The 21,995-nt window shown below is 42.2% G+C and carries 21 protein-coding genes; 11 read left to right on the top strand and 10 right to left on the bottom strand.

Annotated features, from left to right (window positions below; all coding sequences use genetic code 11):
* Positions 1 to 260 precede the first annotated feature (260 nt).
* From WDM69_RS06260 to WDM69_RS06250, 3 genes are all read left to right on the top strand, one after another.
* A complete protein-coding gene (locus WDM69_RS06260; RefSeq protein ID WP_338755132.1) occupies positions 261 to 665 on the top strand; it encodes a DUF7606 domain-containing protein in 405 nt (134 codons plus the stop codon).
* A gap of 182 nt (positions 666 to 847) precedes the next feature.
* Positions 848 to 1,204 carry a DUF7606 domain-containing protein gene (locus tag WDM69_RS06255; protein ID WP_338755131.1) on the top strand — a complete coding sequence of 119 codons (357 nt, stop codon included), beginning with the start codon at positions 848 to 850 and terminating at the stop codon, positions 1,202 to 1,204.
* Between the two features lie 427 nt (positions 1,205 to 1,631).
* Entirely contained in the window at positions 1,632 to 2,342 is a 711-nt protein-coding gene (locus tag WDM69_RS06250) for an epoxyqueuosine reductase QueH (protein WP_078306859.1), read from the top strand.
* A 115-nt stretch (positions 2,343 to 2,457) separates the two neighbouring features.
* Here the strand turns inward: WDM69_RS06250 and WDM69_RS06245 are convergent, their stop codons facing one another.
* From WDM69_RS06245 to WDM69_RS06230, 4 genes are all read right to left on the bottom strand, one after another.
* Complete coding sequence (locus WDM69_RS06245; protein ID WP_240494844.1) at positions 2,458 to 2,901, bottom strand: cupin domain-containing protein; 444 nt, start codon at positions 2,899 to 2,901, stop codon at positions 2,458 to 2,460.
* 139 nt (positions 2,902 to 3,040) lie between these two features.
* A complete protein-coding gene (gene recR, locus WDM69_RS06240; protein ID WP_078306858.1) occupies positions 3,041 to 3,637 on the bottom strand; it encodes a recombination mediator RecR in 597 nt (198 codons plus the stop codon).
* Positions 3,638 to 3,702: 65 nt separating this feature from the next.
* Positions 3,703 to 4,035: a YbaB/EbfC family nucleoid-associated protein gene (locus WDM69_RS06235; RefSeq protein ID WP_078306857.1), complete on the bottom strand. Its 333-nt coding sequence runs from the start codon at positions 4,033 to 4,035 to the stop codon at positions 3,703 to 3,705.
* 188 nt (positions 4,036 to 4,223) lie between these two features.
* The gene (locus WDM69_RS06230) at positions 4,224 to 5,504 is read right to left on the bottom strand and encodes an O-succinylhomoserine sulfhydrylase (protein ID WP_078306856.1); all 1,281 of its coding nucleotides are present in this window, start codon (positions 5,502 to 5,504) and stop codon (positions 4,224 to 4,226) included.
* Positions 5,505 to 5,814: 310 nt separating this feature from the next.
* Here WDM69_RS06230 and WDM69_RS06225 point away from each other — a divergent pair, with 310 nt between their 5' ends.
* From WDM69_RS06225 to leuB, 6 genes are all read left to right on the top strand, one after another.
* Positions 5,815 to 7,824 carry a phospholipase D family protein gene (locus WDM69_RS06225; RefSeq protein WP_143823264.1) on the top strand — a complete coding sequence of 670 codons (2,010 nt, stop codon included), beginning with the start codon at positions 5,815 to 5,817 and terminating at the stop codon, positions 7,822 to 7,824.
* A 259-nt stretch (positions 7,825 to 8,083) separates the two neighbouring features.
* Positions 8,084 to 9,502: an MFS transporter gene (locus WDM69_RS06220; protein WP_078306854.1), complete on the top strand. Its 1,419-nt coding sequence runs from the start codon at positions 8,084 to 8,086 to the stop codon at positions 9,500 to 9,502.
* A gap of 60 nt (positions 9,503 to 9,562) precedes the next feature.
* Complete coding sequence (gene dusA / locus WDM69_RS06215; protein WP_078306853.1) at positions 9,563 to 10,537, top strand: tRNA dihydrouridine(20/20a) synthase DusA; 975 nt, start codon at positions 9,563 to 9,565, stop codon at positions 10,535 to 10,537.
* 258 nt (positions 10,538 to 10,795) lie between these two features.
* A complete protein-coding gene (gene leuD / locus WDM69_RS06210; RefSeq protein WP_078306852.1) occupies positions 10,796 to 11,446 on the top strand; it encodes a 3-isopropylmalate dehydratase small subunit in 651 nt (216 codons plus the stop codon).
* Between the two features lie 17 nt (positions 11,447 to 11,463).
* Entirely contained in the window at positions 11,464 to 12,051 is a 588-nt protein-coding gene (locus WDM69_RS06205) for a hypothetical protein (RefSeq protein ID WP_066888030.1), read from the top strand.
* Positions 12,052 to 12,071: 20 nt separating this feature from the next.
* Positions 12,072 to 13,145, top strand: a complete 1,074-nt coding sequence (gene leuB, locus WDM69_RS06200; RefSeq protein WP_338755130.1) for a 3-isopropylmalate dehydrogenase — start codon at positions 12,072 to 12,074, stop codon at positions 13,143 to 13,145.
* An 82-nt stretch (positions 13,146 to 13,227) separates the two neighbouring features.
* On the opposite strand, the gene WDM69_RS06195 is transcribed toward leuB, so the two are convergent.
* The 3 genes from WDM69_RS06195 to rsgA form a co-directional block, all read right to left on the bottom strand.
* A complete protein-coding gene (locus WDM69_RS06195) occupies positions 13,228 to 13,572 on the bottom strand; it encodes a DUF493 domain-containing protein (protein WP_338755129.1) in 345 nt (114 codons plus the stop codon).
* Positions 13,573 to 13,784: 212 nt separating this feature from the next.
* Positions 13,785 to 15,689, bottom strand: a complete 1,905-nt coding sequence (gene rpoD, locus WDM69_RS06190) for an RNA polymerase sigma factor RpoD (RefSeq protein WP_338755128.1) — start codon at positions 15,687 to 15,689, stop codon at positions 13,785 to 13,787.
* 237 nt (positions 15,690 to 15,926) lie between these two features.
* The gene (gene rsgA / locus WDM69_RS06185; protein ID WP_338755127.1) at positions 15,927 to 17,057 is read right to left on the bottom strand and encodes a ribosome small subunit-dependent GTPase A; all 1,131 of its coding nucleotides are present in this window, start codon (positions 17,055 to 17,057) and stop codon (positions 15,927 to 15,929) included.
* A gap of 220 nt (positions 17,058 to 17,277) precedes the next feature.
* On the opposite strand from rsgA, the gene orn reads away from it, so the two are divergent.
* A complete protein-coding gene (orn, locus tag WDM69_RS06180) occupies positions 17,278 to 17,868 on the top strand; it encodes an oligoribonuclease (RefSeq protein WP_338755896.1) in 591 nt (196 codons plus the stop codon).
* A 24-nt stretch (positions 17,869 to 17,892) separates the two neighbouring features.
* On the opposite strand, the gene WDM69_RS06175 is transcribed toward orn, so the two are convergent.
* On the bottom strand, positions 17,893 to 18,858 hold the full coding sequence (locus tag WDM69_RS06175) for a UDP-2,3-diacylglucosamine diphosphatase (protein ID WP_338755126.1): 966 nt from the start codon (positions 18,856 to 18,858) through the stop codon (positions 17,893 to 17,895).
* Positions 18,859 to 18,915: 57 nt separating this feature from the next.
* Entirely contained in the window at positions 18,916 to 19,428 is a 513-nt protein-coding gene (locus tag WDM69_RS06170) for a peptidylprolyl isomerase (RefSeq protein WP_078306846.1), read from the bottom strand.
* A gap of 249 nt (positions 19,429 to 19,677) precedes the next feature.
* Here WDM69_RS06170 and WDM69_RS06165 point away from each other — a divergent pair, with 249 nt between their 5' ends.
* Positions 19,678 to 21,432 (top strand): glutamine--tRNA ligase/YqeY domain fusion protein, encoded by a 1,755-nt coding sequence (locus tag WDM69_RS06165; protein ID WP_338755125.1) that lies wholly within the window; start codon positions 19,678 to 19,680, stop codon positions 21,430 to 21,432.
* A 95-nt stretch (positions 21,433 to 21,527) separates the two neighbouring features.
* Here WDM69_RS06165 and WDM69_RS06160 read toward each other — a convergent pair whose 3' ends face one another.
* Entirely contained in the window at positions 21,528 to 21,917 is a 390-nt protein-coding gene (locus WDM69_RS06160) for a DUF2237 family protein (RefSeq protein ID WP_078306844.1), read from the bottom strand.
* Between the last annotated feature and the right edge of the window lie 78 nt (positions 21,918 to 21,995).

The raw sequence follows: 21,995 nt of genomic DNA, 5'->3' as shown, positions 1-21,995 counted from the left end.
TTTTACCTTAATATTATAATCTTTACCATAACACTATAGTATTATTTTTTTTTTACATTATCATTTTACATTATCCTTACCCATTCATTGACTGTTTGGTTGTGCGTTTGCTGTTTGCATGGAGATGCTTAACATTCATCAACTAAGCACATTCATTAACTAAGCAAATGCACTTAAAATTTGGCGATGGGTAAATTAGGTTAATATGCTGTCAAACAAACGTCATTCTTTTAAACTTTTAGAACATTTGGAGATGTTATATGAAAATTTTAGCCCTAGCCCCTGCTGCTGTTTTGGCACTTGTTGGATTGACTGGCACTGCCCATGCTCACGATGCTCAACAAGCTCATGACTCTGCCGTGTTAAAGCGCCAAGTTACTTATGCTTGCCAATCAGGCAAACAAGTGACGGTTACTTATGGTTTCAACCAACAAAGACTGCCAACCTATGCCAGCTCTTATGTTGATGGCAAAACTCGCTTTATGCCACTTAATTTAAACCGTTCTGATAACATTGACAGCGTTTTTGGTGATGAAAATAATTACAGTTTAATGACCGATGCCATGTCATTAAATAACTACCACAGATTGGGCATTAACATCACCAGCCCTGCTGGAGATTTTGCTTATAAAAACTGCAATGTCAGATATGTTAAAAAACTGTAATGACAATCACATAACGTCAATATCCACATAACGTCAATATCGTCATTCAATGACACCCAGTCAATGGCACCTAATATTGGTACCTAATAATAATGATGCCCAATTATGGGGCATCATTTGATGCCAATTGACACAAAAACCTGATACACAAATTGACACAATTGACACACAAGGAAAATCTCATGAAAAAACTTGCCTTTAGTCTTATCATGGCCGCTGCTGGTATGATGGCTGTTTCTGCCAATGCCATGAGCCCAAAAACCGTCCAATATGCTTGCCAAGGTGGCAAAAATATAAACGTCAAATACATATTTAACGACGCAGATTTGCCAACCAAAGCCGTTGCCAGCTTATCTGGCAAAACTGTGGGCATGCCCATCAATCTCAACGCATCAGATATGACAAGCTCAGTTTTTGGTTTTGGTGGTTATACCATGACCGCAGACTATATCGATGCTAAAAGCTACAATCAAGCGGGCATTGCAACCATCACCGACCCAAATAACAAAATTTTGTTCAAAAACTGCAACCCAAAATAGGCAGAGCTTAATCTTAATAAGGTTAAGAAAACAAGATGAATAGAATTGAAACCTAAAACCTAAAATAAGTTTATTGACCACCAATAAAAAAGCATGGTTATCCATGCTTTTTTTTATTAAACTTACTGCAAAACCCTAATTTTATTAGGTTCAGCTTTTTTACAAAAGCCTTATACAATAAGAATAATCTGATTGTTGCTCATCAGTTTTGTAGGAAGTCTATTTTATGATTGTTTTTTTATGACTGTTGCCATGGGTGTTTTATGGTGGAGTACAAAGATTTCTACCCACTAAAAACTTGCTTAATGGGCAAAAAAACAGCACAATACAACAAAATTGGGCATTTGGTCAGTCCTTTTACCCTAAACTTCAGCACTCTAAACTTAAATAAATCAGCCAATCACACACATCAATGAGTACTATTGACATGAAAACAGACACACCTGTGGCAATTGCGAAAGCCTGTGATTATCCAACACTCACCCCCATTGACCGCCCCATTTTAACCCCACCAAACGGACATAAAAAAGTGCTGCTGCACTCATGTTGTGCCCCTTGTTCAGGTGAGGTCATGGAGGCGATGATTGCCAGTGGCATTGAATTTACCATTTATTTTTATAACCCCAACATTCACCCCAAAAAAGAGTATGAGATTCGCAAAAACGAGAACATCGCTTTTGCCCAAAAGCATGGCATACCATTCATTGATGCTGATTATGACATGGATAACTGGTTTACCCGTGCCAAAGGCATGGAGCAAGACCCTGAGCGAGGTCGCCGCTGTACCATGTGCTTTGACATGCGATTTGAACGCACTGCCTTGTATGCCCATGAAAATGGTTTTCCTGTAATAACCAGCTCTTTGGGAATTTCACGATGGAAGAACATGGCGCAAATCAATGATTGTGGTCATCGTGCCGCTGCCCCTTATGATGACCTTGAATATTGGGATTTTAACTGGCGTAAAGGCGGTGGCAGTAATCGCATGATTGAGATTAGCAAACGAGAGCATTTTTATCAACAAGAATACTGTGGCTGTGCTTACTCACTGCGTGATACCAATAATTTTCGCCGCAGCCAAGGACGAGAACCCATTAAGATTGGGGTTAAGTATTATGGTGATGAGCCAGTTGAATGACGGTCATAACACTCATAAACCATAAACGGTCATAAACCATAAACAGTCATAACAGACGCACGCCAAGCTTTTGATGAGCTTGGCGTGTTTTTACTGCTGTTTTTTATGGTGTGTTTTAATGAGCGTGATGATGGTGATGTGCTGGCTTTAAGTGATTGTTTGCGGTTTTATCTTTGGATACCAAGGTTACCACCACCGTTGTCGTTGCTAAAAAGGTGGCTTCAATGTCATGATTGCCATCAAAAATAAGCACATCACCTGAAGACAGTGTATGTGCTTCTTGACCATTTAATAACACCTGTGCCAAACCATTGGTAACAGTCAAGGTAACAATGTCGTTTGGGTGATTATGACGCTTCATCGGGGTGTCTTTGCTAAAAGTTTTACGCACCGTTTGAATGCCCAATTCATTTTGATAAATGACGCCTTCACCCTTTGGTGATATGCCCATTGGCTCTGCATGAGCAGGGGTGTGTAACCACGATAGTGATAAAACGAGTATTGATAAAATGGCTGTGCCAAGCCGTGTGTTGTTCATTGTTTTGTTGGTGTTTTTCATGGGTCATGCCTTTTTTATCTGAAATGTCTTTTAATGTCAATGCCAATACCTATGATATACGTACCTTTTGCACACAACAAGCTTTAAATAACAATATTTAAACAATAAGGTTTAAGTGATTTTACTTTAAAATCAATGGTTATGATAGCTTTAAACGGTGATTAAAAGCTTGATGTAAGGTGATTCCATCAAGGTATTCAAGTTCGCCACCCACTGGTACGCCTTGAGCCAGTTGGGTGATGGTGCTGACATGGGGGCTGGCAACTTGTGAGATAAAGTGGGCAGTGGTTTGACCTTCAACGGTGGTGCTGGTGGCTAATATCAGCTCATTGATGGGTTCGTCTTGTAGGCGTTTGAGCAGTTGTTCGATATTTAATTCATCGACACCAATGCCGTCAATGGGTGATAAATGCCCACCCAATACAAAATAACGGCCTTGATAACCGCCACTGCTCTCTATTGCCATGATGTCAGTAACCGATTCCACCACGCACAGCACGCTGTCATCACGCCTTGGGTTTTGACAAAGATGACATATCGGCTCATCGCTAAAGCCATGACAGCGGTTGCATTCAATGATGTTTTGCATGGCATCGTTTAGAGCGGTGGCTAGGGCAATGCCACCAGATCGCTTGTGGGTAAGCAGGTACAACGCCATACGTTGGGCGGTCTTTTGTCCGACTCCTGGCAAGATGCGTAGCTGATGAACCAGCTGATTAAATTTGGGGCTAAGCAAAATCAATGACCAAAACAAACCATCTATAAAATCACAACCATCTAAAAAATCAGATGATAAACCGCTTAGCCAAACAGCCCTTGCATGCCTGGTGGCAAGCCCATGCCACTGGTGGCATTAGCCATGACTTGTTCGTGCAATTCATCGGCTTGGCGAGAGGCATCATTGATGGCAGCGGCGATTAAATCTTCAATCATGTCTGCATCATCTTCTAATAAACTTGGGTCAATTGATAGGCGTTTGACCACATGGCGACCTGTCATGGTAACTTTGACTAAGCCATTACCAGCTTCAGCGTTAACTTCTTTATTTGCCAATTCTTTTTTGGCTTTTTCGACATTGGCCTCTACCTGTTTTTGCATGGCTTGGGCTTGTTGCATTAAGGCTTGGATATTCATATGGGTATTGTTTCCGTGGCTGATTGACTGTGTCAATGATTGGTTGACTAAAATCAGTTGAATAAAAAAGGCATTATAACGGTTTATGAGGGGGCTGTCTAAAGGTTAATGCTGGAATATTGATACAAAAAATCACGAACAAAAAGACCATTAGACAGTCTGGTCATCAAGCAGTCTGGGTCATGACATCACAGGCTGTCTAGACCCAAGGCTAAATCGGCGATGATGTCATCGACATTTTCAAGTCCGACTGATAGACGCAAAAGACTGTCTTTTACCCCAGCATCGGCACGAGCCTGCTCACCCATGCGATAATGGGTGGTGGTGGCTGGGTGGGTGATGATGCTTTTGGTGTCGCCAAGGTTATTACTGATGGAAATCATGCGGGTGCTGTCGATGACATGCCACGCATTGGCTTGCATGGCGGTGCCTTCACCAATCACCTCAAAGGCAACCATTGCCCCAAAACAGTCTTTTTGGTGATGTTGTTGTTTTGCCAATTCGTGAGCAGGGTGTTGTGGCAGTCCAGAGAAATGCACGTTACTGACATTGGGGTGTTGGTCTAGCCAAAAAGCGACTTTGTTGGCATTGGCACAGTGGGCAGACATTCGCAAATTAAGCGTTTCTAGCCCCTTAATAAACACCCACGCATTAAACGGACTCATGCTGATGCCAGCTGAACGCACCACCACAAATGCTGCTTCCATCAACTCATGTGAGCCAACCAACGCACCACCAAGTACTCGCCCTTGACCATCAATGTATTTAGTTGCTGAGTGAATGACAATGTCTGCCCCAAGCTGAAGTGGTTTTTGAATGGCGGGGGTGGCAAAGCAGTTATCCACCACCAATAGGGCATCATGTTTGTGGGCAAGATTTGCCAAATGGCGAATGTCGCATAACTGGGCAAGTGGGTTGCTTGGGCTTTCACAAAACAGCAGTTTGGTGTTGTCTTGTATGGCAGCCGCCCACGCTTGGTTATCCGTGGCATCGACAAATGTGCTGTCAATGCCAAACTTTGCCATTAAGTTGTTTAAAAGTCCTACGGTTGAGCCAAAGATTTGTTTGGCAATCAGCACATGGTCGCCAGCTTTTAGATAAGCCAAACACATGGTCAAAATCGCTCCCATTCCTGATGCGGTTGCCACTGCTCGCTCACCCCCTTCTAAGGCTGCCAGTCGTCTCTCAAAGGTGCGTACCGTGGGGTTGGTGTGGCGAGAATAAACGTTGCCTACCGCAGAACCATTGAAGTGATTGGCAGCATCTTGAGCGGAGTGGTACACATAAGAGCTGGTGGTAAAAATGACTTCGCCATGTTCACCTTCATCGGTGCGATGATGCCCTGAGCGAATGGCAAGGGTTTGGTCGCCATAGCCTGCATCAAGGCTGAGTGCGTCATTTTGCCAGTTGTTATCAAGGTTGTTATTAAGGTTGTTCGTTTTGTTGGTTGAGTGGTTGGTTTGGGTCATGATAAAGGGCTACCTACTGTGTGTTAATATAAAGCTTTTTAACAAATGATAAGCAGTTTGAATGAAGCAAATTTGTTATCATGCGTCAGCAATTTTGATGAAATTGGTGGTTGTTAGATTGGTGGTTATTATTTGGCATTTGGCATTTGGCATTTAACGTTATTAATCATTTGGCTTAAAGCTTGTTAAGGGATTGGTGTGATTTGATTTATCGGAATCAATCATTGCATAGATTACAATTTCTTTCAATAGCAGGGTGTTACCAGTCTTTTATATGGTTGTCATTAAGTAAGCTTAGGGAATGGGATTTATGAGCAGTTACGGGCTTGTTAGTCGTTTGCTGATTGGTCGCTTACTGATTGGTCGTTTGCTGATGATTGTGTCTTTGTCTGCCTTGCTGATGAGTTGTCAAAACTTATCTGATTTTGGTTTGCCCAATGAGCCACATTCGCCCAGCAGTCAAGCATTTACCCAAGTGGTTTATGACTTATATGCTGATAAGGATTTAGCTGTTGATAAGAGTGTTGCTGATAAGCGTGTTAAGGTCAATGTCAATGCTGATGTGGCGACTCACAATCAAGGTCAGGGTCTAGAAGTACCGACACTCACTCAATCCATCACTCAGCTGACGCTTGCCAATCCCAACAGGTCTGGTTATCTTAGCATCATCGAAGGCAATGACGCCATGGCAACACGCACCTTGCTTAGCAGACAAGCATCTAAGAGCATCGATGTGCAATATTACATTTGGCATAATGATGAAGCAGGGCAGTGGCTGTTGCATGAACTATGGCTGGCGGCAGAGCGTGGTGTTAAGGTGCGTTTGTTGCTTGATGATTTTAATGTCACTGCCAATATTGATGAGTTACTTTGGTATTTTGACCAGCATCCCAACATTGCCGTCCGCATCATCAATCCGATGGTGTGTCGCAACTGGCGTGGTCTAAACTATGTCGCTGATTTTAAGCGGATTAATCGGCGTATGCACAACAAAAGCATGACTTATGACCGTCAGCTGTCCATCATTGGTGGTCGTAACATTGGTAATGAGTATTTGTCCGATCACAACGCCAACCAATTTGCTGATTTGGACGTATTGTTGGTGGGGAATGTGGTTGATGATGTGGTATTAAGCTTTGAGTGGTTTTGGCAGTCTCAGCTGTCTTATGATGTCAGTCAACTGTTTAATAAACCAGTTGGCAAACAAATGAACAACCCAACAAACCAACCAACCAATAACCAACAAGGCAACTTGGTTACCGACACAATTCACAACAAACAGGGATTTATTGAGCGGTTGGATTTAATAAAAGATTATCTGGATAAATATGATGATGCACAATTGGCACACAAAATTACCAAAATCCTAGCCCAAGCCAATGACAGCACCTTAATTGGTGATAAAACTGGTGGGGAGCTGGATTCTAAGTTTCGTGTGCCACCACAACAAACGGATAAATCTCGCCATGCCAATGTGAAGCGTTTGGCTGATGATGCGGTTAATCAGTCATCTGTTGAGGCACCGCCCACGCTTGTTACGCCATCTCCCATTGAAGCACTTAAAAACTCAATCAGTAAGATTAACTTGATGCAACGCTTAGATAAGCAAGCGTTGGCATTCAAATGGGCGGACATGCAGTACATAAGCGACGTGCCACAAAAGCTTGACAACACCGCCCCCACCGACACTTACATCATTCATATGTTACAAAAGATGATAAAAGAGCCAAAGCAGAAGCTGAGCATCATCTCTTCTTATTTTGTGCCGACCAAACAAGGCGTTGATATGTTGGTGAAGCTTGCTGAGCGTGGCGTGGACATTGCCATATTAACCAATTCTTATGGGGCAACCGATGTGGCAGTGGTGCATTCAGGCTATGCCCCTTGGCGTAAACAACTGCTTAAAGCAGGGGTGCGTTTATATGAACTTAAACCCACCAAAGCAGAGCGTGGCAATTTTTTTAAACCACCGAGCGTTGCCACCACCAGTCTGCATGCCAAAAGTTTTGCCACCGATGATGAACAAATTTTTATTGGTTCGTTTAATTTTGACCCTCGCTCTGCCTTATTAAACACAGAGCTTGGGGTGGTGATACATGCCCCAACCATGGTCAAAGACATGCACCAAACTTTGACTGACACCGCCATGCAAGACACCGCTTATATATTAAGCCTTGATGAACAAGATGACATTCATTGGCGTACCATTGATGCCGCCACAGGTAACATGGTGACTTATGACATCGAGCCAAATATGGGCATTTTTGATCATGTGTTTGTGATGGTGCTGTCATGGTTGCCCATTGAATGGTTGTTATGAACACAGCATAAATGACGGTTCATCAGTGATGTGGTTACTTTTAATGACGAATATGTTACAAAAAAATGACATTGCGTCATCAAGCTGGTTTTAAAGTATGGGATTTTAATATCATGAATGGATTGTTGTTAATGGATTGTTGTTAAGATGTGATTTGTTAATCAGTGAATTTGATTTGATAAGATGCCATTTAATAAGATGTTATTTAATAATAAGTTAAGTTAATTCAATTTGGTAAATTGCTAGTTGGTCAGTTGTTATGCCGTTATCTGAAAATCCTGAGTTGTCTGTTTTAAATGCCAAACATTTATGGTTGATGCTGTTAATGGGGCTGTTGAGTGCGTTGGGATTTTTTGATTTTTTGATTTTTATGTACCTATTTGGTGAGCTTGGCAAGCTGTTTTTTTTGGAGAATACTGCCAGTTGGGTGCTTAGCATGCAGCTGGCAGGGCTATTTGCTGCAGGATATTTGGCACGAGTGTTTGGTGGCATTTGGGTTGGTCGCTTGGCTCAAAAACAAGGTCGCAAACAGGCACTAATGGTCAGTGCCACATTGATGGCAGGATTTACCTTTACGATAGGGTTATTACCCACCTCTGCCATGGTGGGTGTTTTTGCCTCCATATTATTTTTATTGCTACGTATTGGTCAAGGCGTGGCTTTGGGTGGGCTTGTGCCAGTGATTTGGGTGTATCTTGCTGAGAGTTTACCTAAGCGTTATCTGTCAATGTCCAGTGGGGTGGTTGTTGCCAGTTATGCTTTTGGCTTGATGGTGGCTAATATTGTTTTTGCCATTATTCTAGATGGCATGGGTGTCAATGCCATGTTATCGATAGGTTGGCGTTGGATGTTCATCATCTCTGGGACATTGACCATGATATTGCTGTATTATTTGCGTCAAATTCCCATGACTCAGATTTTTATGAATTATCAAAAAAATTACCTAAAGACTGAGCCAGCACACATTAAGCAAGCACAAAGTGGTCAGTCTGTATCACATACGGCTAATCGCTTCATCAAAGCAAAAAAATCGTTAAAACACACCAAGGATATCTTAAAAAATAGCATCAAAAAAAATGGCATTAAAGACCACATCAATGCCATTTTTATCGGTGGTCTATTAAGTCTTTATATCAGCAGTATTTTTATGATTGTTGCCATCTTATTGCCTGATTTGGTCATGGCGGTGTATCCGATTGATGCCGATATGGTGGGCATTGCAAATGGTTTGGGGTTATGGTTTTTGATGTTAGGATGTGTGTTTTATGGATTTTTGGCAGACAGAATGAATCCTGGGTTGGTGTTGATGGGGGGCAGTGTGATTTTAATGGCTCAGATATTTGGGTTTTATCTGCATTTGCAGGCAGGGGGTGAGTTGCTACTTATCTTATATGCCATACTGGGCTTTTCTGCTGGGGTGATTGGCATGATACCTGCACAAATATTACGCATGTTGCCGACTGGTATAAGAGCGTTGTATTTTAGTGTGATATATAATGTCGTTTATGCCATTGTTGGTGGGGTTTTGCCGTTTGTACTGGCATATATGTCAGCCACCATTGGTATGGTAACGGCTTTGTATGTGGCATTTTTGGCAATCATTGGGTTGATGCTGGGATTTATTTTATATCGCTTACCCAATCATGGTTTGGATTATTTGGATAAAAAGTCATGTTAAATTCAGTTGGTAGACAAATTTACTTCTTGAATTCATTAAAACATCAGAGACTTAAGCCAAATGATTGATTTTAAAGAACCTAAGCGGTTGAGTGTTGCTCCGATGATAGATTGGACAACGCCAGAATATCGCTATTTTGCTCGTCTGCTCAATCCACATGCTCATCTTTATACAGAGATGATAAGCACATCTGCCATTTTATATGGCAATACTGAGCGGTTATTACGCCATGATGATATGGAGCAACCATTGGTATTGCAACTGGGTGGTTCTCATGGCGAACAAATGACCCAATGTGCGATGATTGGTCAGCAACATGGCTTTAATGAAATCAATATCAATGTTGGCTGTCCGTCTGATAGGGTACAGCACAATAAGATTGGGGCGTGTCTGATGGCAGAGCCACACACCGTAGCGACATTGGTTAAGCAAATGCAAACCGCTGTTGATATTCCTATTACGGTAAAGCATCGCATTGGTATTGATGACTTTGACAGTTATGAATTTATGAAAACCTTTGTTGAGCAGGTGGCAGAAGCAGGGTGCAGACGATTCATTGTTCATGCTCGTATTGCGTGGTTACAAGGTCTCAGTCCCAAGCAAAATCGTGATATTCCCCCTTTAAGATATGATGATGTGTATCGGTTAAAACAAGATTTTAAAAGTTTACAGATTGAGATAAACGGTGGCATTGATGACATCGAACAAATCAAACAACATTTACATCATGTTGACGGTGTGATGATAGGCAGAGCCTTTTATCACAATCCTTATTTGCTTGCCGAATGCAATCAGCTATGGGGCAGTGCTGTTCCCACACGCAGGCAGATTATTGAGCAGTTATTGCCTTATTTACAACAACAAGTGGATAATGGTGAGCCATTAATGACGATGGTGCGACATTATTTGGGACTGTTTCAAGGGTTGTCAGGGGCAAGAAAATGGCGACAAGCGTTAAGTGTCAAACGCACCATGACCGTGGCTCAAGTGGCAGACGCAGCAGAGCAGGTGTTCATGGCTAATCCTGACGTTTAGGGCGTGATGCTCAGAGCATGCCCCTAATTTGGCACAACAGATTTTAATGGGCTAAAAATGACAAAATCTGACAAAATTGCATTAAATTATTTGATAACATGTCAATCTTGTTTGCACAAGACTTGTTTGAACAAAACTTGGGTCATACCCATATGCGCATCATAAACAGATAATAAACAACATGGTCATAAATAAATAAGCATGCCATTTGGTAAAAGTAATTATTTGGTAAAAGCAATAAGGAACAAAGGAATAAATATGAAACCATACACCACCGAACAGGGCATCGTTGCCCCACTTGACCGCTCAAATGTGGATACCGACCTGATTATTCCCAAGCAGTTTTTAAAATCCATCAAACGCACAGGCTTTGGCGATAATTTATTTGATGAATTGCGTTATTTGGACGAAGGATTTTTGGGGCAAGACATTGCCAAGCGTCCCAAAAATCCTGATTTTGTGTTAAACCAAGCCCGCTATGCTGGGGCAACCATTTTACTGGCTCGCAAAAACTTTGGCTGTGGGTCTAGCCGTGAACACGCTCCGTGGGCATTGGAAGAATATGGCTTTCGCACCGTGATTGCCCCAAGTTTTGCTGATATTTTTTATAATAACTGCTTTAAAAATGGCATGTTACCTGTTGTGTTAAGTGAAAGCGATGTTGATGACTTATTTAACGAATGTTTTGCCAATATTGGCTATCAATTAACGGTTGATTTAGAAAACCAAAAAGTCATCAGCCCAAGAGGCAAAGAGTATTCTTTTGAAGTTGATGCGTTTCGCAAACACTGCCTATTAAATGGTTTGGACGATATTGGGCTAACCTTGCAACACGCCGATGAAATTAAAGCCTTTGAAGAAAAAGCTAAAGCCGAACGCCCTTGGGTATTTAAAGAATTGACGGCTTGATTTTTAAGGATTTCCCAATGATAGATATTGAAAATATTCTTAAACAACTTGCTAACAAACGCCCTTTTTTTCATTCGGAAGCGGATTTTCAACATGCTTTGGCATGGGAAATACAAACGTGTTATCCAAAAGCAAATATCCGTATTGAAAAACCATATCTGATTGATGATAGACCATTTTACATTGATTTAATTGTTGAAATGGATGATAAAATAATTGCTATTGAATTAAAATATAAAACGAAGAAGTTTGAATTTGAATTAAATGGCGAAAATTTTTCTTTAAAAAATCAGGGTGCTCAAGGTTGGGGGCGTTACTATTTTGTTAATGATATCGTTAGGCTTGAAAAGCTAATGGAAAAGTTTGAAATATCGCAAGGCTATGCCATATTTCTAACAAATGATATGTATTATCAAAGTAAGTCAAAAGACAATACGGTTTATTTTGATTTTAGCTTGCAGAATGAAAAGACATTATCAGGTATCTTGAAATTGAAAGATGAAAAAAAGATAGATAAGACATTGCAGTTAAAAAATGATTATCTGTTAAATTGGCAACAATACGAGCCAACATATCAATTTCAATATTTAATTGTTAAAGTTTAAAGTAATAGAAGGAAAACTCCATGAAAAAACACATTGCCATTTTAAACGGTGATGGTATTGGACCTGAAATTGTCGCCCAAGCCGTTAAAGTATTGGATAAACTTATCCAAAATGGTTTACAGGCAAGTTATGAATACGCCAAATTGGGCGGTGAAGCCTATGACGCTTACGGCTTGCCATATCCAAGCCAAACAAAACAGATTGTGCGTAAAGCTGATGCGGTGTTATTGGGGGCGGTTGGTTCGCCTAAGTACGATGACCTTGACCGCCCATTGCGTCCTGAGCGTGGACTTTTGGCGATTCGCAAGGATTTAAATTTATTTGCCAATTTACGCCCTGCAATTTTGTATAAAGAGCTGGCGGGTGCGTCCACTTTAAAACCTGAGGTGGTATCGGGGCTTGATATTTTGATTGTGCGTGAGCTGACAGGGGACATTTATTTTGGTGAGCCACGGGGCATTGTAACCCTTGACAATGGCGAGCGTGAGGGCTTTAATACCATGCGTTATGGCGAAAGTGAGATTCGCCGTATTGCCAAAGTGTCCTTTGAGGCTGCCCAAAAACGCCGTGGCAAACTGTGCAGTGTGGATAAAGCCAATGTGCTAGAAACCACCGAACTTTGGCGGCAGATTTTTACCGAAGTTGGCAAAGACTATCCAGAGGTTGAGCTTAGTCATATGTATGTGGATAATGCTGCCATGCAATTGGTTAAAAATCCCAAGCAGTTTGATGTGATTGCCACAGGCAATATCTTTGGCGATATTTTATCCGACCAAGCGTCCATGCTCACAGGCTCTATTGGCATGTTGCCATCAGCAAGCCTAAACGAGACAGGCAAAGGCTTGTACGAGCCGTCTCATGGCTCTGCCCCTGACATTGCAGAGCAAGATAAGGCGAATCCACTGGCGACCATATTATCGCTTGCCATGTTGGTCAGATATAGCCTAAATGATGAACAGCGAGCGGCACAGATTGAGCGGGCGGTACAAAAAGTGTTAGAGCAAGGCTATCGTACAGCGGATATTTATGAAGATGGCACGACGCTTGTGTCTTGTGATGAGATGGGTGAGGCGGTGTTAAAGCATTTGGTTTAAGACTTTATTGATGCCACAAGGTTTATGCCACAAGTTATGCCGCACCACCAAAATATTACCCCACTCACCATATATCACAATATCACACCACCATGCGGACGGTTTTGGCGTTATCAAGTGCCGCATACAGCTCATTGACTTGTTTGGCGTTGGTCAAATACAACTGACAACGCAACGAATGAAAACGCCCTGTGCGTGAGGGTTTGACTTCGATGCTGGCAAGGTCAAAATCTGGGAATTGGCTGCCTAAAATTAGCTTGACTTCGTCTTGTAGCTCTTGATGCTTACCTTCATGTCCGATGATGCTCATGGGGTAGTTCATCGGAAAATTCCAAAGTTCTGGGTTTTGAATGTCGGTTTTTTTGCCTTTTATGTCAGGTTGGCAAAATCCTGCATTGATGTTGCTGATGTGAATGTCTTTGGTCATGGCTTGTTCCTATAAAATGGGTTGTGATGTGGATAAATGATGACATGTCAGTTAATGGCGGTGTTCATCAGGATTTCAAGTAACAATCCATTTGACAGTTTGATGATTTAACAGTTTGATGATTTGATAAAAAACGGTCAAACAAAAAAAGCGAAAAATCACTTTTCGCCTTTATTGTTTGGCTTTTTTTGTTTAATTTGGTCAATGATGATTTAATCATTTTCCAGAAATGACCGTAAATGTTCGGACCGAGAAGGGTGGCGTAATTTACGCAATGCTTTGGCTTCAATTTGGCGGATACGCTCACGAGTCACATCAAACTGTTTACCGACTTCTTCTAAGGTGTGGTCGGTAGGCATGTCGATACCAAATCGCATTTTTAATACTTTGGCTTCACGTTCGGTCAGATTATTCAGCACATCACGAGTTGCTTCACGCAGTCCTGCTGCTGTGGCATCATCTACTGGGCTTGAGATGGTTTGGTCTTCGATGAAATCACCCAAATGGCTGTCTTCATCATCGCCAATGGGTGTTTCCATTGAGATGGGCTCTTTGGCGATTTTTAGCACTTTACGTACTTTGGTTTCGTCCATCTCAAGGCGTTCACCAAGCTCTTCTGGGGTTGGTTCACGTCCCATCTCTTGTAACAGCTGACGAGACACACGGTTAATTTTATTGATGGTCTCAATCATATGCACAGGGATACGGATAGTGCGAGCTTGGTCTGCAATTGAGCGAGTGATTGCTTGGCGTATCCACCATGTGGCATAGGTTGAGAATTTATAACCACGGCGGTACTCAAATTTATCCACCGCTTTCATCAGACCAATGTTGCCTTCTTGAATCAAATCAAGAAACTGTAAGCCACGGTTGGTGTATTTTTTGGCAATGGAGATGACCAAACGTAAGTTGGCTTCCACCATCTCTTTTTTGGCACGACGAGATTTGGCTTCACCAATGGCGATGCGACGAGCCACGTCTTTCATGTCCTTAATTTCCATGCCCAAGCGGTCTTCATGGTCACGAATGCGTCTTTGTAATAAAATCACATCATCAATCACTTTCTCTAGATGCTCAGCAAATTTGGGTTGACCACTTAAGCGTTCGGTCAGCCAATCGACGTTGGTTTCATTACTGGGAAAGGTTTTACGAAATTCATTGCGAGGCATGCGACCACGGCGAATAACCAATCGCATGATTTGTCTTTCTTGCTTGCGGACATCATCATAGGTGTCAAACACCACCGCCATGACTTGGTCAGATAGGCGGTTGTTAAGTTTTAGGTGCATAAAGCGGTCTGCCAGTTGAGCGTATGCTTCTTTGGCTTGTTCGCTGTCTCGCCCATGCTCTGTTAGAGTTTGCTTGGCAATGGTAAATAAGCCATCAATTTCTTCAAAACGTGTGCGTACTTCGTCCAAATCCAGACCGCTGCCATCATCGTTTTCTTCCAGTTCGTCATCGGCATCACCGTCGCTGTCGTCAGCATCAATATCATCGTCATTATCATCGTTATCATCATTATCATCGTCATCGACGGTTTTGGGCTTAGGTTTTAGCTCGGGGATATTGTTATCGTCATCACTGGGGTTATCTGCCACTTCAATATCTAAAAAACCTGTGATGATGTCGGTGATTTTTTTATTGCCTTGTAAGGCTTCGTTGTATTCGTCCAATACCAGCTGTACCGTGCCTGGCCAATATGCCATGGCGTGTTGAATGTCTCGTATGCCTTCTTCGATGCGTTTGGCAATGGCAATCTCACCTTCACGAGTCAGCAAATCCACCGTTCCCATCTCACGCATGTACATACGCACAGGGTCGGTGGTACGTCCCGGTTCGGTCTCAACCGATGCCAACACTTGTGCTGCTTCATCTGCTGCCATGTCATCATCTGAACCATCATCGCTCATCAAGATGTCATCATCATCAGGAGCAGACTCAAACACTTTAATGCCCACGTCGCTGAGCATCTGTACGATGTCTTCGATTTGGTCAGTTTCGGTGATGGAGTCAGGCAATTGGTCGTTGACTTCAGCATAGGTCAGATAGCCTTGCTCTTTGCCCATCTTGATTAAGGTGGCTAATTGCGAGGTGGATTCGGTGGATTGGTCACTCATAATGGCTCACTTAAAAAACAAATACGGATAAAAAATTAAATGACGTTAAAACTCAATATGAAAACTTTATGATGTTAAACTTTATGATGTTAAAACAGTGTCAAACGTAAAACAGCGTCAAAGTCAAGAAGCGTCAAAGTAACGGATATTCATAAAATATTCATAATAAAGGGCATCAAAATAAAGAGGCGATATTTTAACATAATGGGGGCAAGGCTTAACGATTTAAAGGCAGGGCTAATAACCTTGCGTATCCGCTTCTGCTTGTAAAAGCACCAAATTGTCTACCCTGCGTTTTAGCACATGGCCATCTGCCACCGCTTGGCGTAAAGCACAGCCTTTACTGTTGTCGGTGTGTTTGCAATCACGGAATTGACATTGACCCACCAACGGAGCAAGTTCAATAAACCCTGAGATGATGTCGTCAGGTGATAAGTGCCAAATGCCATACTCACGAATACCGGGGGTGTCCACAATGCCCCCTTGTGTTAAGTCATGACGATAAAAAGGCAACAGACGGCTGGTGGTGGTGGTGTGTTGACCCAGTTTGGAATTTTCGGAGATGACATTGATGCTTTGCTGACAGTCAGGTAGCAAGGCATTTATCAAACTGCTTTTACCGACGCCAGACTGTCCTGCAAATACCACCATTTTTTCAGCAAGTTGGTTTTTTAAATGAAGTTGGTTTTTTAAATGATTGTTTAAAGCATTGTTACTTAAAGCATTGTTATTTAAAGCATTGTCATTCATACATGCTTGAGTGATTAGGGTGTCATAGCCTAATTGACGGTAGTCGTCTAACAGATGTTGGATATGGGCATGGTCGCTGTCATTTAATAAGTCTGCTTTATTTAATATCAATAGCGGACGCACGCCACTATGATGAGCAACCACCAAATAACGGTCAATCAGACTGGGGGCTGGTATGGGTAAAGGAGCAAACATAATCGCCAACACATCAACATTAGCAACCACAGGTTTGAGCTTATGATAGCGGTCTGGGCGGGTTATCAGTGATTGACGTGGTAACAGCGTCTCAATACGTCCAAAGCCTGTATTGGGGTCAGCAATCCAACGCACTTTGTCGCCAACAGTGAGCATGGGTAAGTTGGTGCGAGCATGACAACGCCATATGTCATGCAGTTGTATGGTCTGCCAAAAAGGGGGCGGTTCATCATCGGCGACTGTGGGGGGAGTTGGCAGGCGAGCAGGCAGACAGGTAACTTGCACTGCCAACTGTTTACCATAATGGGCGATGACAACACCATCTAACAAATCGTCATCATCAATCGTAACGGCATCTTGCTGTTGTTTGCTGATGCGTCTGAGTTGTTGCTTGTTCAGCTTGCGTTGTCGGATTAATGTCATAAAATATCAATAAAAAACAAATAAAATGCAAGTGTACCTGTAAAATCTGTTAGGATATAGCGTTATTTGCAGTATTTTGTATTGGTCATCAAAATAAGTCAGATGATTAAATCCCTTTTAATCATTCAATGTTAACCATTCAGTTTAAGTCAATGGCATGAATCAACAATCCAATAGCAATACCCAAATGAACAACCGTACCGACCACGGTGAAAAACACATGAACGAAAAACGCACGGTCAGTCTTAAATCATCTCAAAGTAAAAATGGCAAAAATCTTATCTGGATTGACCTAGAAATGACAGGATTGGATACCTTAAATGATGACATCATTGAAATTGCCACCATCGTTACCGATGCTCATTTAAATGTCTTAGCCGAAGGTCCTGTATTTGCCATTAAAGTTGCTGACCGCATCTTAAATGGCATGGACGACTGGAATACCAAACAACACGGACAGTCTGGCTTGATTGACCGAGTGCGTCGCAGCCAAATTACCCTTGAACAAGCTGAACAAGAAACCATCTCATTTTTGAGTAAATGGGTGGACGCTGGTAACTCGCCCATGTGTGGTAATTCCATTTGCCAAGACCGCCGTTTTTTGGCACGGCAAATGCCCAAGCTTGAGCAATTTTTTCATTATCGTAACTTAGATGTGTCAACGGTTAAAGAGTTGGCATATCGTTGGCGACCTGATATTTTAAACACGTTTGAAAAAAAAGGCAGCCATTTGGCACTTGATGACATTCGTGACTCTATCCGTGAACTGAAACATTATCGTGAATATTTTTTTAAAAACGCTCAAGTTTAAAACGCTCAAGCTGAAGCACCATCATTAAGTAGATGGGTACTTAAGCAGATGGGCAAAATTGACCAAACGTAGCTTGGCTAATCCATTTTTTTTATCACTGACCAACACGCCAATCACTGCTGATACCTGTGTTGTGTTGTCTGATTGCCAATCACCCAAAACAAATCGGTATTTATGATTGGCAAGTTTATGAATGGCAGGGCGGTGGGTATGCCCATGTAACAACATATCGACTTGCACCATCACATCATCAACGGCAGCAGCGTTGACATCCATGATGTGCGATGCTTTTTTGTGATTGGATTTTTGACTTTTTTGTCTTAATAAATTAGCAATTTTTTGCCGTTTGTGTAAAGGCTTGCTTAATAACCACCATTGCAGTAAACGGTTACGAGACCAACGCCGTAAGCGTTGATACGCTTTGTCATCGGTGCATAACGCATCGCCATGCTCCAAACGTAATCTATGATGAACGCTTGTATCGCTTGTGTGATGATTGTTGCTATGATTGTTGCTATGATTGATAGATGGCTGATTGGTTATTGGGTTTTTTTTATCCACAAATTCATCATCTATCAATTCGTATAAATCAATAAATTGTGGTTCAGTAACCAATTGCCCAGCAAACACATTACACAAAGGTTGACCAAGTAAAAAATCTCGGTTACCGTGCATCACCAAAATATCACACCCTTGGATACGTAATGATTTTAATGCCATGAACATGGGTGTGAGCCAATGTGTCATTTTGGCATCATCGCTTAATTGCAGATAGCTGTCATCGCCTATCCACGCATCGAACCAATCACCCAAAATATACAGTTGACGTAAATTGGGTAGGGCTAATAAATCATCAAGCAATGCCAAAAAAGCCTGCATCAAGGCAGGTTCATCAGCTGATAAATGCAAATCACTGACAAACACCGCCTGTAATTGGTGTGGGCAAGTGGTGATGAGATGCTCAAAGGTCTCAAAAGTTGGGTCAGTCATCACGTCGCTTGACCTTGACTTAGCTTGATTTGGACTTGGCTTGATTTGGCTTTTAACTTAAGGTGTAACAAGCTTAATGGAGTTGATGACCACAGGCTCTTTGGGCACATCAGCGTGCATGCCATAACGACCTGTGGCAACGCCTTTGATGTTATTGACCACGTCCATGCCTTCCGTAACCTTACCAAACACAGCATAGCCCCAACCTTGTGGGTTTTTGCCAGAATGGTTTAAAAAGTCATTGTTTTTGACATTAATAAAAAATTGACTGGTGGCAGAGTGTGGGGCTTGTGTGCGAGCCATGGCGATTGTACCGACATCATTGGTTAAGCCGTTATCTGCTTCGTTTTCGATGGGGGCATGGGTTTTGCGTTCGTTCATGTTGCTATCCATACCACCGCCTTGTATCATAAAGCCATCAATGACCCGATGAAAAATCGTGCCGTCATAATGACCAGATTTAACGTAGTTTAGGAAGTTTTCGACGGTTTTTGGGGCTTTATCTTCATTAAGTTGAATGATGATTTCACCCATTGAAGTGTCTAATTTAACGACTGGTGGCATGTCCATGTTGTGTTCCTTATTGTGAGTTAAAAGATTACGAGATAAGATTAAGCAATAAATTAATGCTAAGTGTAGCCATTTTTATGCCATTTGTCATCTTTTTTGCCACTGATGTGCCACTGAATTAAGATATCTTTTGGGCTAAAAATTTTGCTAAAATATAAAAATAATATCGATACGCCCTAATATGTGCTTAATCACTTAATGCTTACTTAATTAATGCCTAATCATAAAAACTTAATCATAGGAACTTTCATGAGCGACAACGCAACCCATTCGACCGACACCCATGCCAACGCAACCCATGCCAATGAAAAAAATGACTTTATCCGTGCCATCATTCGTGATGACATCAAAGCCCAAAAGTATCAGCAGATTGTTACTCGCTTTCCACCAGAGCCTAATGGTTATCTACATTTAGGGCATGTCAAATCCATTTGTCTAAACTTTGGTGTTGCTGATGAATTTGCAGGTGTTTGTCATTTGCGTTATGACGACACCAATCCCACCGCCGAAAAACAAGATTACATTGATAACATCAAAAAAGATGTGCAATGGCTGGGTTTTAACTGGGCAGGACAAGCTCGTCATGCGTCCGATTATTTTGATAAGTTGTATGACTGGGCGGTGCAACTCATCAATCAAGGTGATGCTTATGTGGATTTGCAAACCCCTGAACAAATCAAACAGAACCGTGGCTCGTTTAAGCAGGCAGGCACGCCATCACCCCAACGTGATGCCAGCGTGGCAGATAATTTGAGCCGATTTGCTGACATGAAAGCTGGTAAATACAAGGACGGTGAAGCGGTGCTAAGAGCCAAGATTGACATGAGCCACCCCAACATGAACATGCGTGACCCCGTGATTTATCGGGTCATGCACCAAAGTCATCATCAGACTGGTGATGCGTGGTGTGTGTATCCCATGTATGATTATGCCCACCCGTTGTCCGATGCCATCGAAGGCATTACCCATTCTTTGTGTACTTTAGAGTTTGAAGACCATCGCCCCTTTTATGATTGGGTGATAGATAAAATTGGCTTTGAACAACCACCGCATCAGTATGAGTTTAGCCGTCTTAACGTTGACCATACCTTAACCAGTAAGCGTAAACTAAAACAGCTGGTTGATGAAGGCGTTGTAACAGGTTGGGATGACCCACGCATGCCAACCATCGCAGGAATGCGTCGCCGTGGTTATACACCTGAAGGCTTGCGAGATTTTTGTGACCGTGTTGGTGTTGCCAAAGCGGACGGCGTGGTGGACATGCGATTGCTTGAGTTTAGCATTCGTCAATCGCTTGAGAACACGACAGCAAGGGGCATGGCAGTATTACGCCCTTTAAAAGTAACCATCACTAACTTTAACGAAGCAGTCAGCCATTGGGAAAGCTTAAAATCAGATGGCGTGAATGCTCGTTGGGATAAAGCCAATGCCACCCTTTGGCTTACTCAGCCAAAACACCCCAACATAGACATGGGTGAACGAGAAATTCCTTTCACCCAAACCATCTACATTGATGCCAATGATTATGAACTTGTGCCACCAAAAGGCTATAAACGCCTATCACCAGATAAACCAGAGATTCGCTTGCGTAACACTTATGTGTTAAGCGTTACCAAGCATGTCATCGATGAGACAGGACAAGTCACAGAACTGTTTGCCACCATTGACCCCAATACCTTGGGCAAGAACCCTGAAGACCGTAAAGTAAAAGGGGTCATTCATTGGGTGTCTGCCAGTATGGGCATACCTGCCACCGTGCGTTTGTATCAGTCGCTGTTTTGTGTTGACAATCCCAGCAATGTCAGTGATGTGCATGATGCACTCAATGCCAATAGCCTAACCATACTCAATGCCGTGGTTGAGCCGTCATTGGCTCATGTGGATGCAGGCAGTCGCTTTCAATTTGAAAGAGAAGGGTATTTTATCGCTGACAGCAAAGAACACACACCTGATAAACCTGTGTTTAATGAAATTGTCAGCTTAAAAGACAACTTTAAGCCGTAGTGGAGATGTTTGTGGGCTTTAAGTGAGAATGAATGTCGTTGGAATGGCAGTTATTGGAATGACAGTTATTGGAATGACAATTAAATGGCATATTTTTAAATGGCATATTTTTTTAAAGTGTCAATGTCCACCAACTCCAGCAAACTTTCGTGACAGGCTTCAAGTTTGATGGGTGATGCCACGCCATAATCTAACGCTTCAATCCAACGCAATGCACACACGCACCAAAAGTCCCCTGGTGTTAAACCTGGGAAATGAAACTCTGGCAAAGGGGTGATTAAATCATTGCCTCGGTCTGCCGAAAATTGCAAAAACTCTGCTGTCACACGAGTACAAACAGTATGCTGACTCACATCATGAATGCCCGTGTGGCAAAAGCCATCTCGATAATAGCCTGTCAATGGGAAAAAACAACAGCTGGCCAAGGCAGTGCCTAAAACATTGGTGCGATTATTGTGGGGGCTTGGCTCAATCGGTTGGTTCATAAAACTGTTTTTGTAAAAAACCTTCTGTAAAAAACTGCTTGTAAAAATTGTCTTAAAGGTCGGATTACCGACCTTTTT

Source organism: Lwoffella lincolnii, assembly GCF_037201985.1.
GTDB lineage: Bacteria > Pseudomonadota > Gammaproteobacteria > Pseudomonadales > Moraxellaceae > Psychrobacter > Psychrobacter lincolnii.
This window is presented reverse-complemented; position numbering and strand designations above follow the sequence as displayed.

Excerpts from the sequence above, each read along its gene's own strand:
- WDM69_RS06260 (WP_338755132.1), top strand. The coding sequence starts at position 261 with ATGAAAATTTTAGCCCTAGCCCCTGCTGCTGTTTTGGCACTTGTTGGA.
- WDM69_RS06255 (WP_338755131.1), top strand. The coding sequence starts at position 848 with ATGAAAAAACTTGCCTTTAGTCTTATCATGGCCGCTGCTGGTATGATG.
- WDM69_RS06250 (WP_078306859.1), top strand. The coding sequence starts at position 1,632 with ATGAAAACAGACACACCTGTGGCAATTGCGAAAGCCTGTGATTATCCA.
- WDM69_RS06245 (WP_240494844.1), bottom strand. The coding sequence starts at position 2,901 with ATGAAAAACACCAACAAAACAATGAACAACACACGGCTTGGCACAGCC.
- WDM69_RS06235 (WP_078306857.1), bottom strand. The coding sequence starts at position 4,035 with ATGAATATCCAAGCCTTAATGCAACAAGCCCAAGCCATGCAAAAACAG.
- WDM69_RS06230 (WP_078306856.1), bottom strand. The coding sequence starts at position 5,504 with ATGACCCAAACCAACCACTCAACCAACAAAACGAACAACCTTAATAAC.
- WDM69_RS06225 (WP_143823264.1), top strand. The coding sequence starts at position 5,815 with ATGAGCAGTTACGGGCTTGTTAGTCGTTTGCTGATTGGTCGCTTACTG.
- WDM69_RS06220 (WP_078306854.1), top strand. The coding sequence starts at position 8,084 with ATGCCGTTATCTGAAAATCCTGAGTTGTCTGTTTTAAATGCCAAACAT.
- dusA (WP_078306853.1), top strand. The coding sequence starts at position 9,563 with ATGATTGATTTTAAAGAACCTAAGCGGTTGAGTGTTGCTCCGATGATA.
- leuD (WP_078306852.1), top strand. The coding sequence starts at position 10,796 with ATGAAACCATACACCACCGAACAGGGCATCGTTGCCCCACTTGACCGC.
- WDM69_RS06205 (WP_066888030.1), top strand. The coding sequence starts at position 11,464 with ATGATAGATATTGAAAATATTCTTAAACAACTTGCTAACAAACGCCCT.
- leuB (WP_338755130.1), top strand. The coding sequence starts at position 12,072 with ATGAAAAAACACATTGCCATTTTAAACGGTGATGGTATTGGACCTGAA.
- WDM69_RS06195 (WP_338755129.1), bottom strand. The coding sequence starts at position 13,572 with ATGACCAAAGACATTCACATCAGCAACATCAATGCAGGATTTTGCCAA.
- rpoD (WP_338755128.1), bottom strand. The coding sequence starts at position 15,689 with ATGAGTGACCAATCCACCGAATCCACCTCGCAATTAGCCACCTTAATC.
- rsgA (WP_338755127.1), bottom strand. The coding sequence starts at position 17,057 with ATGACATTAATCCGACAACGCAAGCTGAACAAGCAACAACTCAGACGC.
- orn (WP_338755896.1), top strand. The coding sequence starts at position 17,278 with ATGAACGAAAAACGCACGGTCAGTCTTAAATCATCTCAAAGTAAAAAT.
- WDM69_RS06175 (WP_338755126.1), bottom strand. The coding sequence starts at position 18,858 with ATGACTGACCCAACTTTTGAGACCTTTGAGCATCTCATCACCACTTGC.
- WDM69_RS06170 (WP_078306846.1), bottom strand. The coding sequence starts at position 19,428 with ATGGACATGCCACCAGTCGTTAAATTAGACACTTCAATGGGTGAAATC.
- WDM69_RS06165 (WP_338755125.1), top strand. The coding sequence starts at position 19,678 with ATGAGCGACAACGCAACCCATTCGACCGACACCCATGCCAACGCAACC.
- WDM69_RS06160 (WP_078306844.1), bottom strand. The coding sequence starts at position 21,917 with ATGAACCAACCGATTGAGCCAAGCCCCCACAATAATCGCACCAATGTT.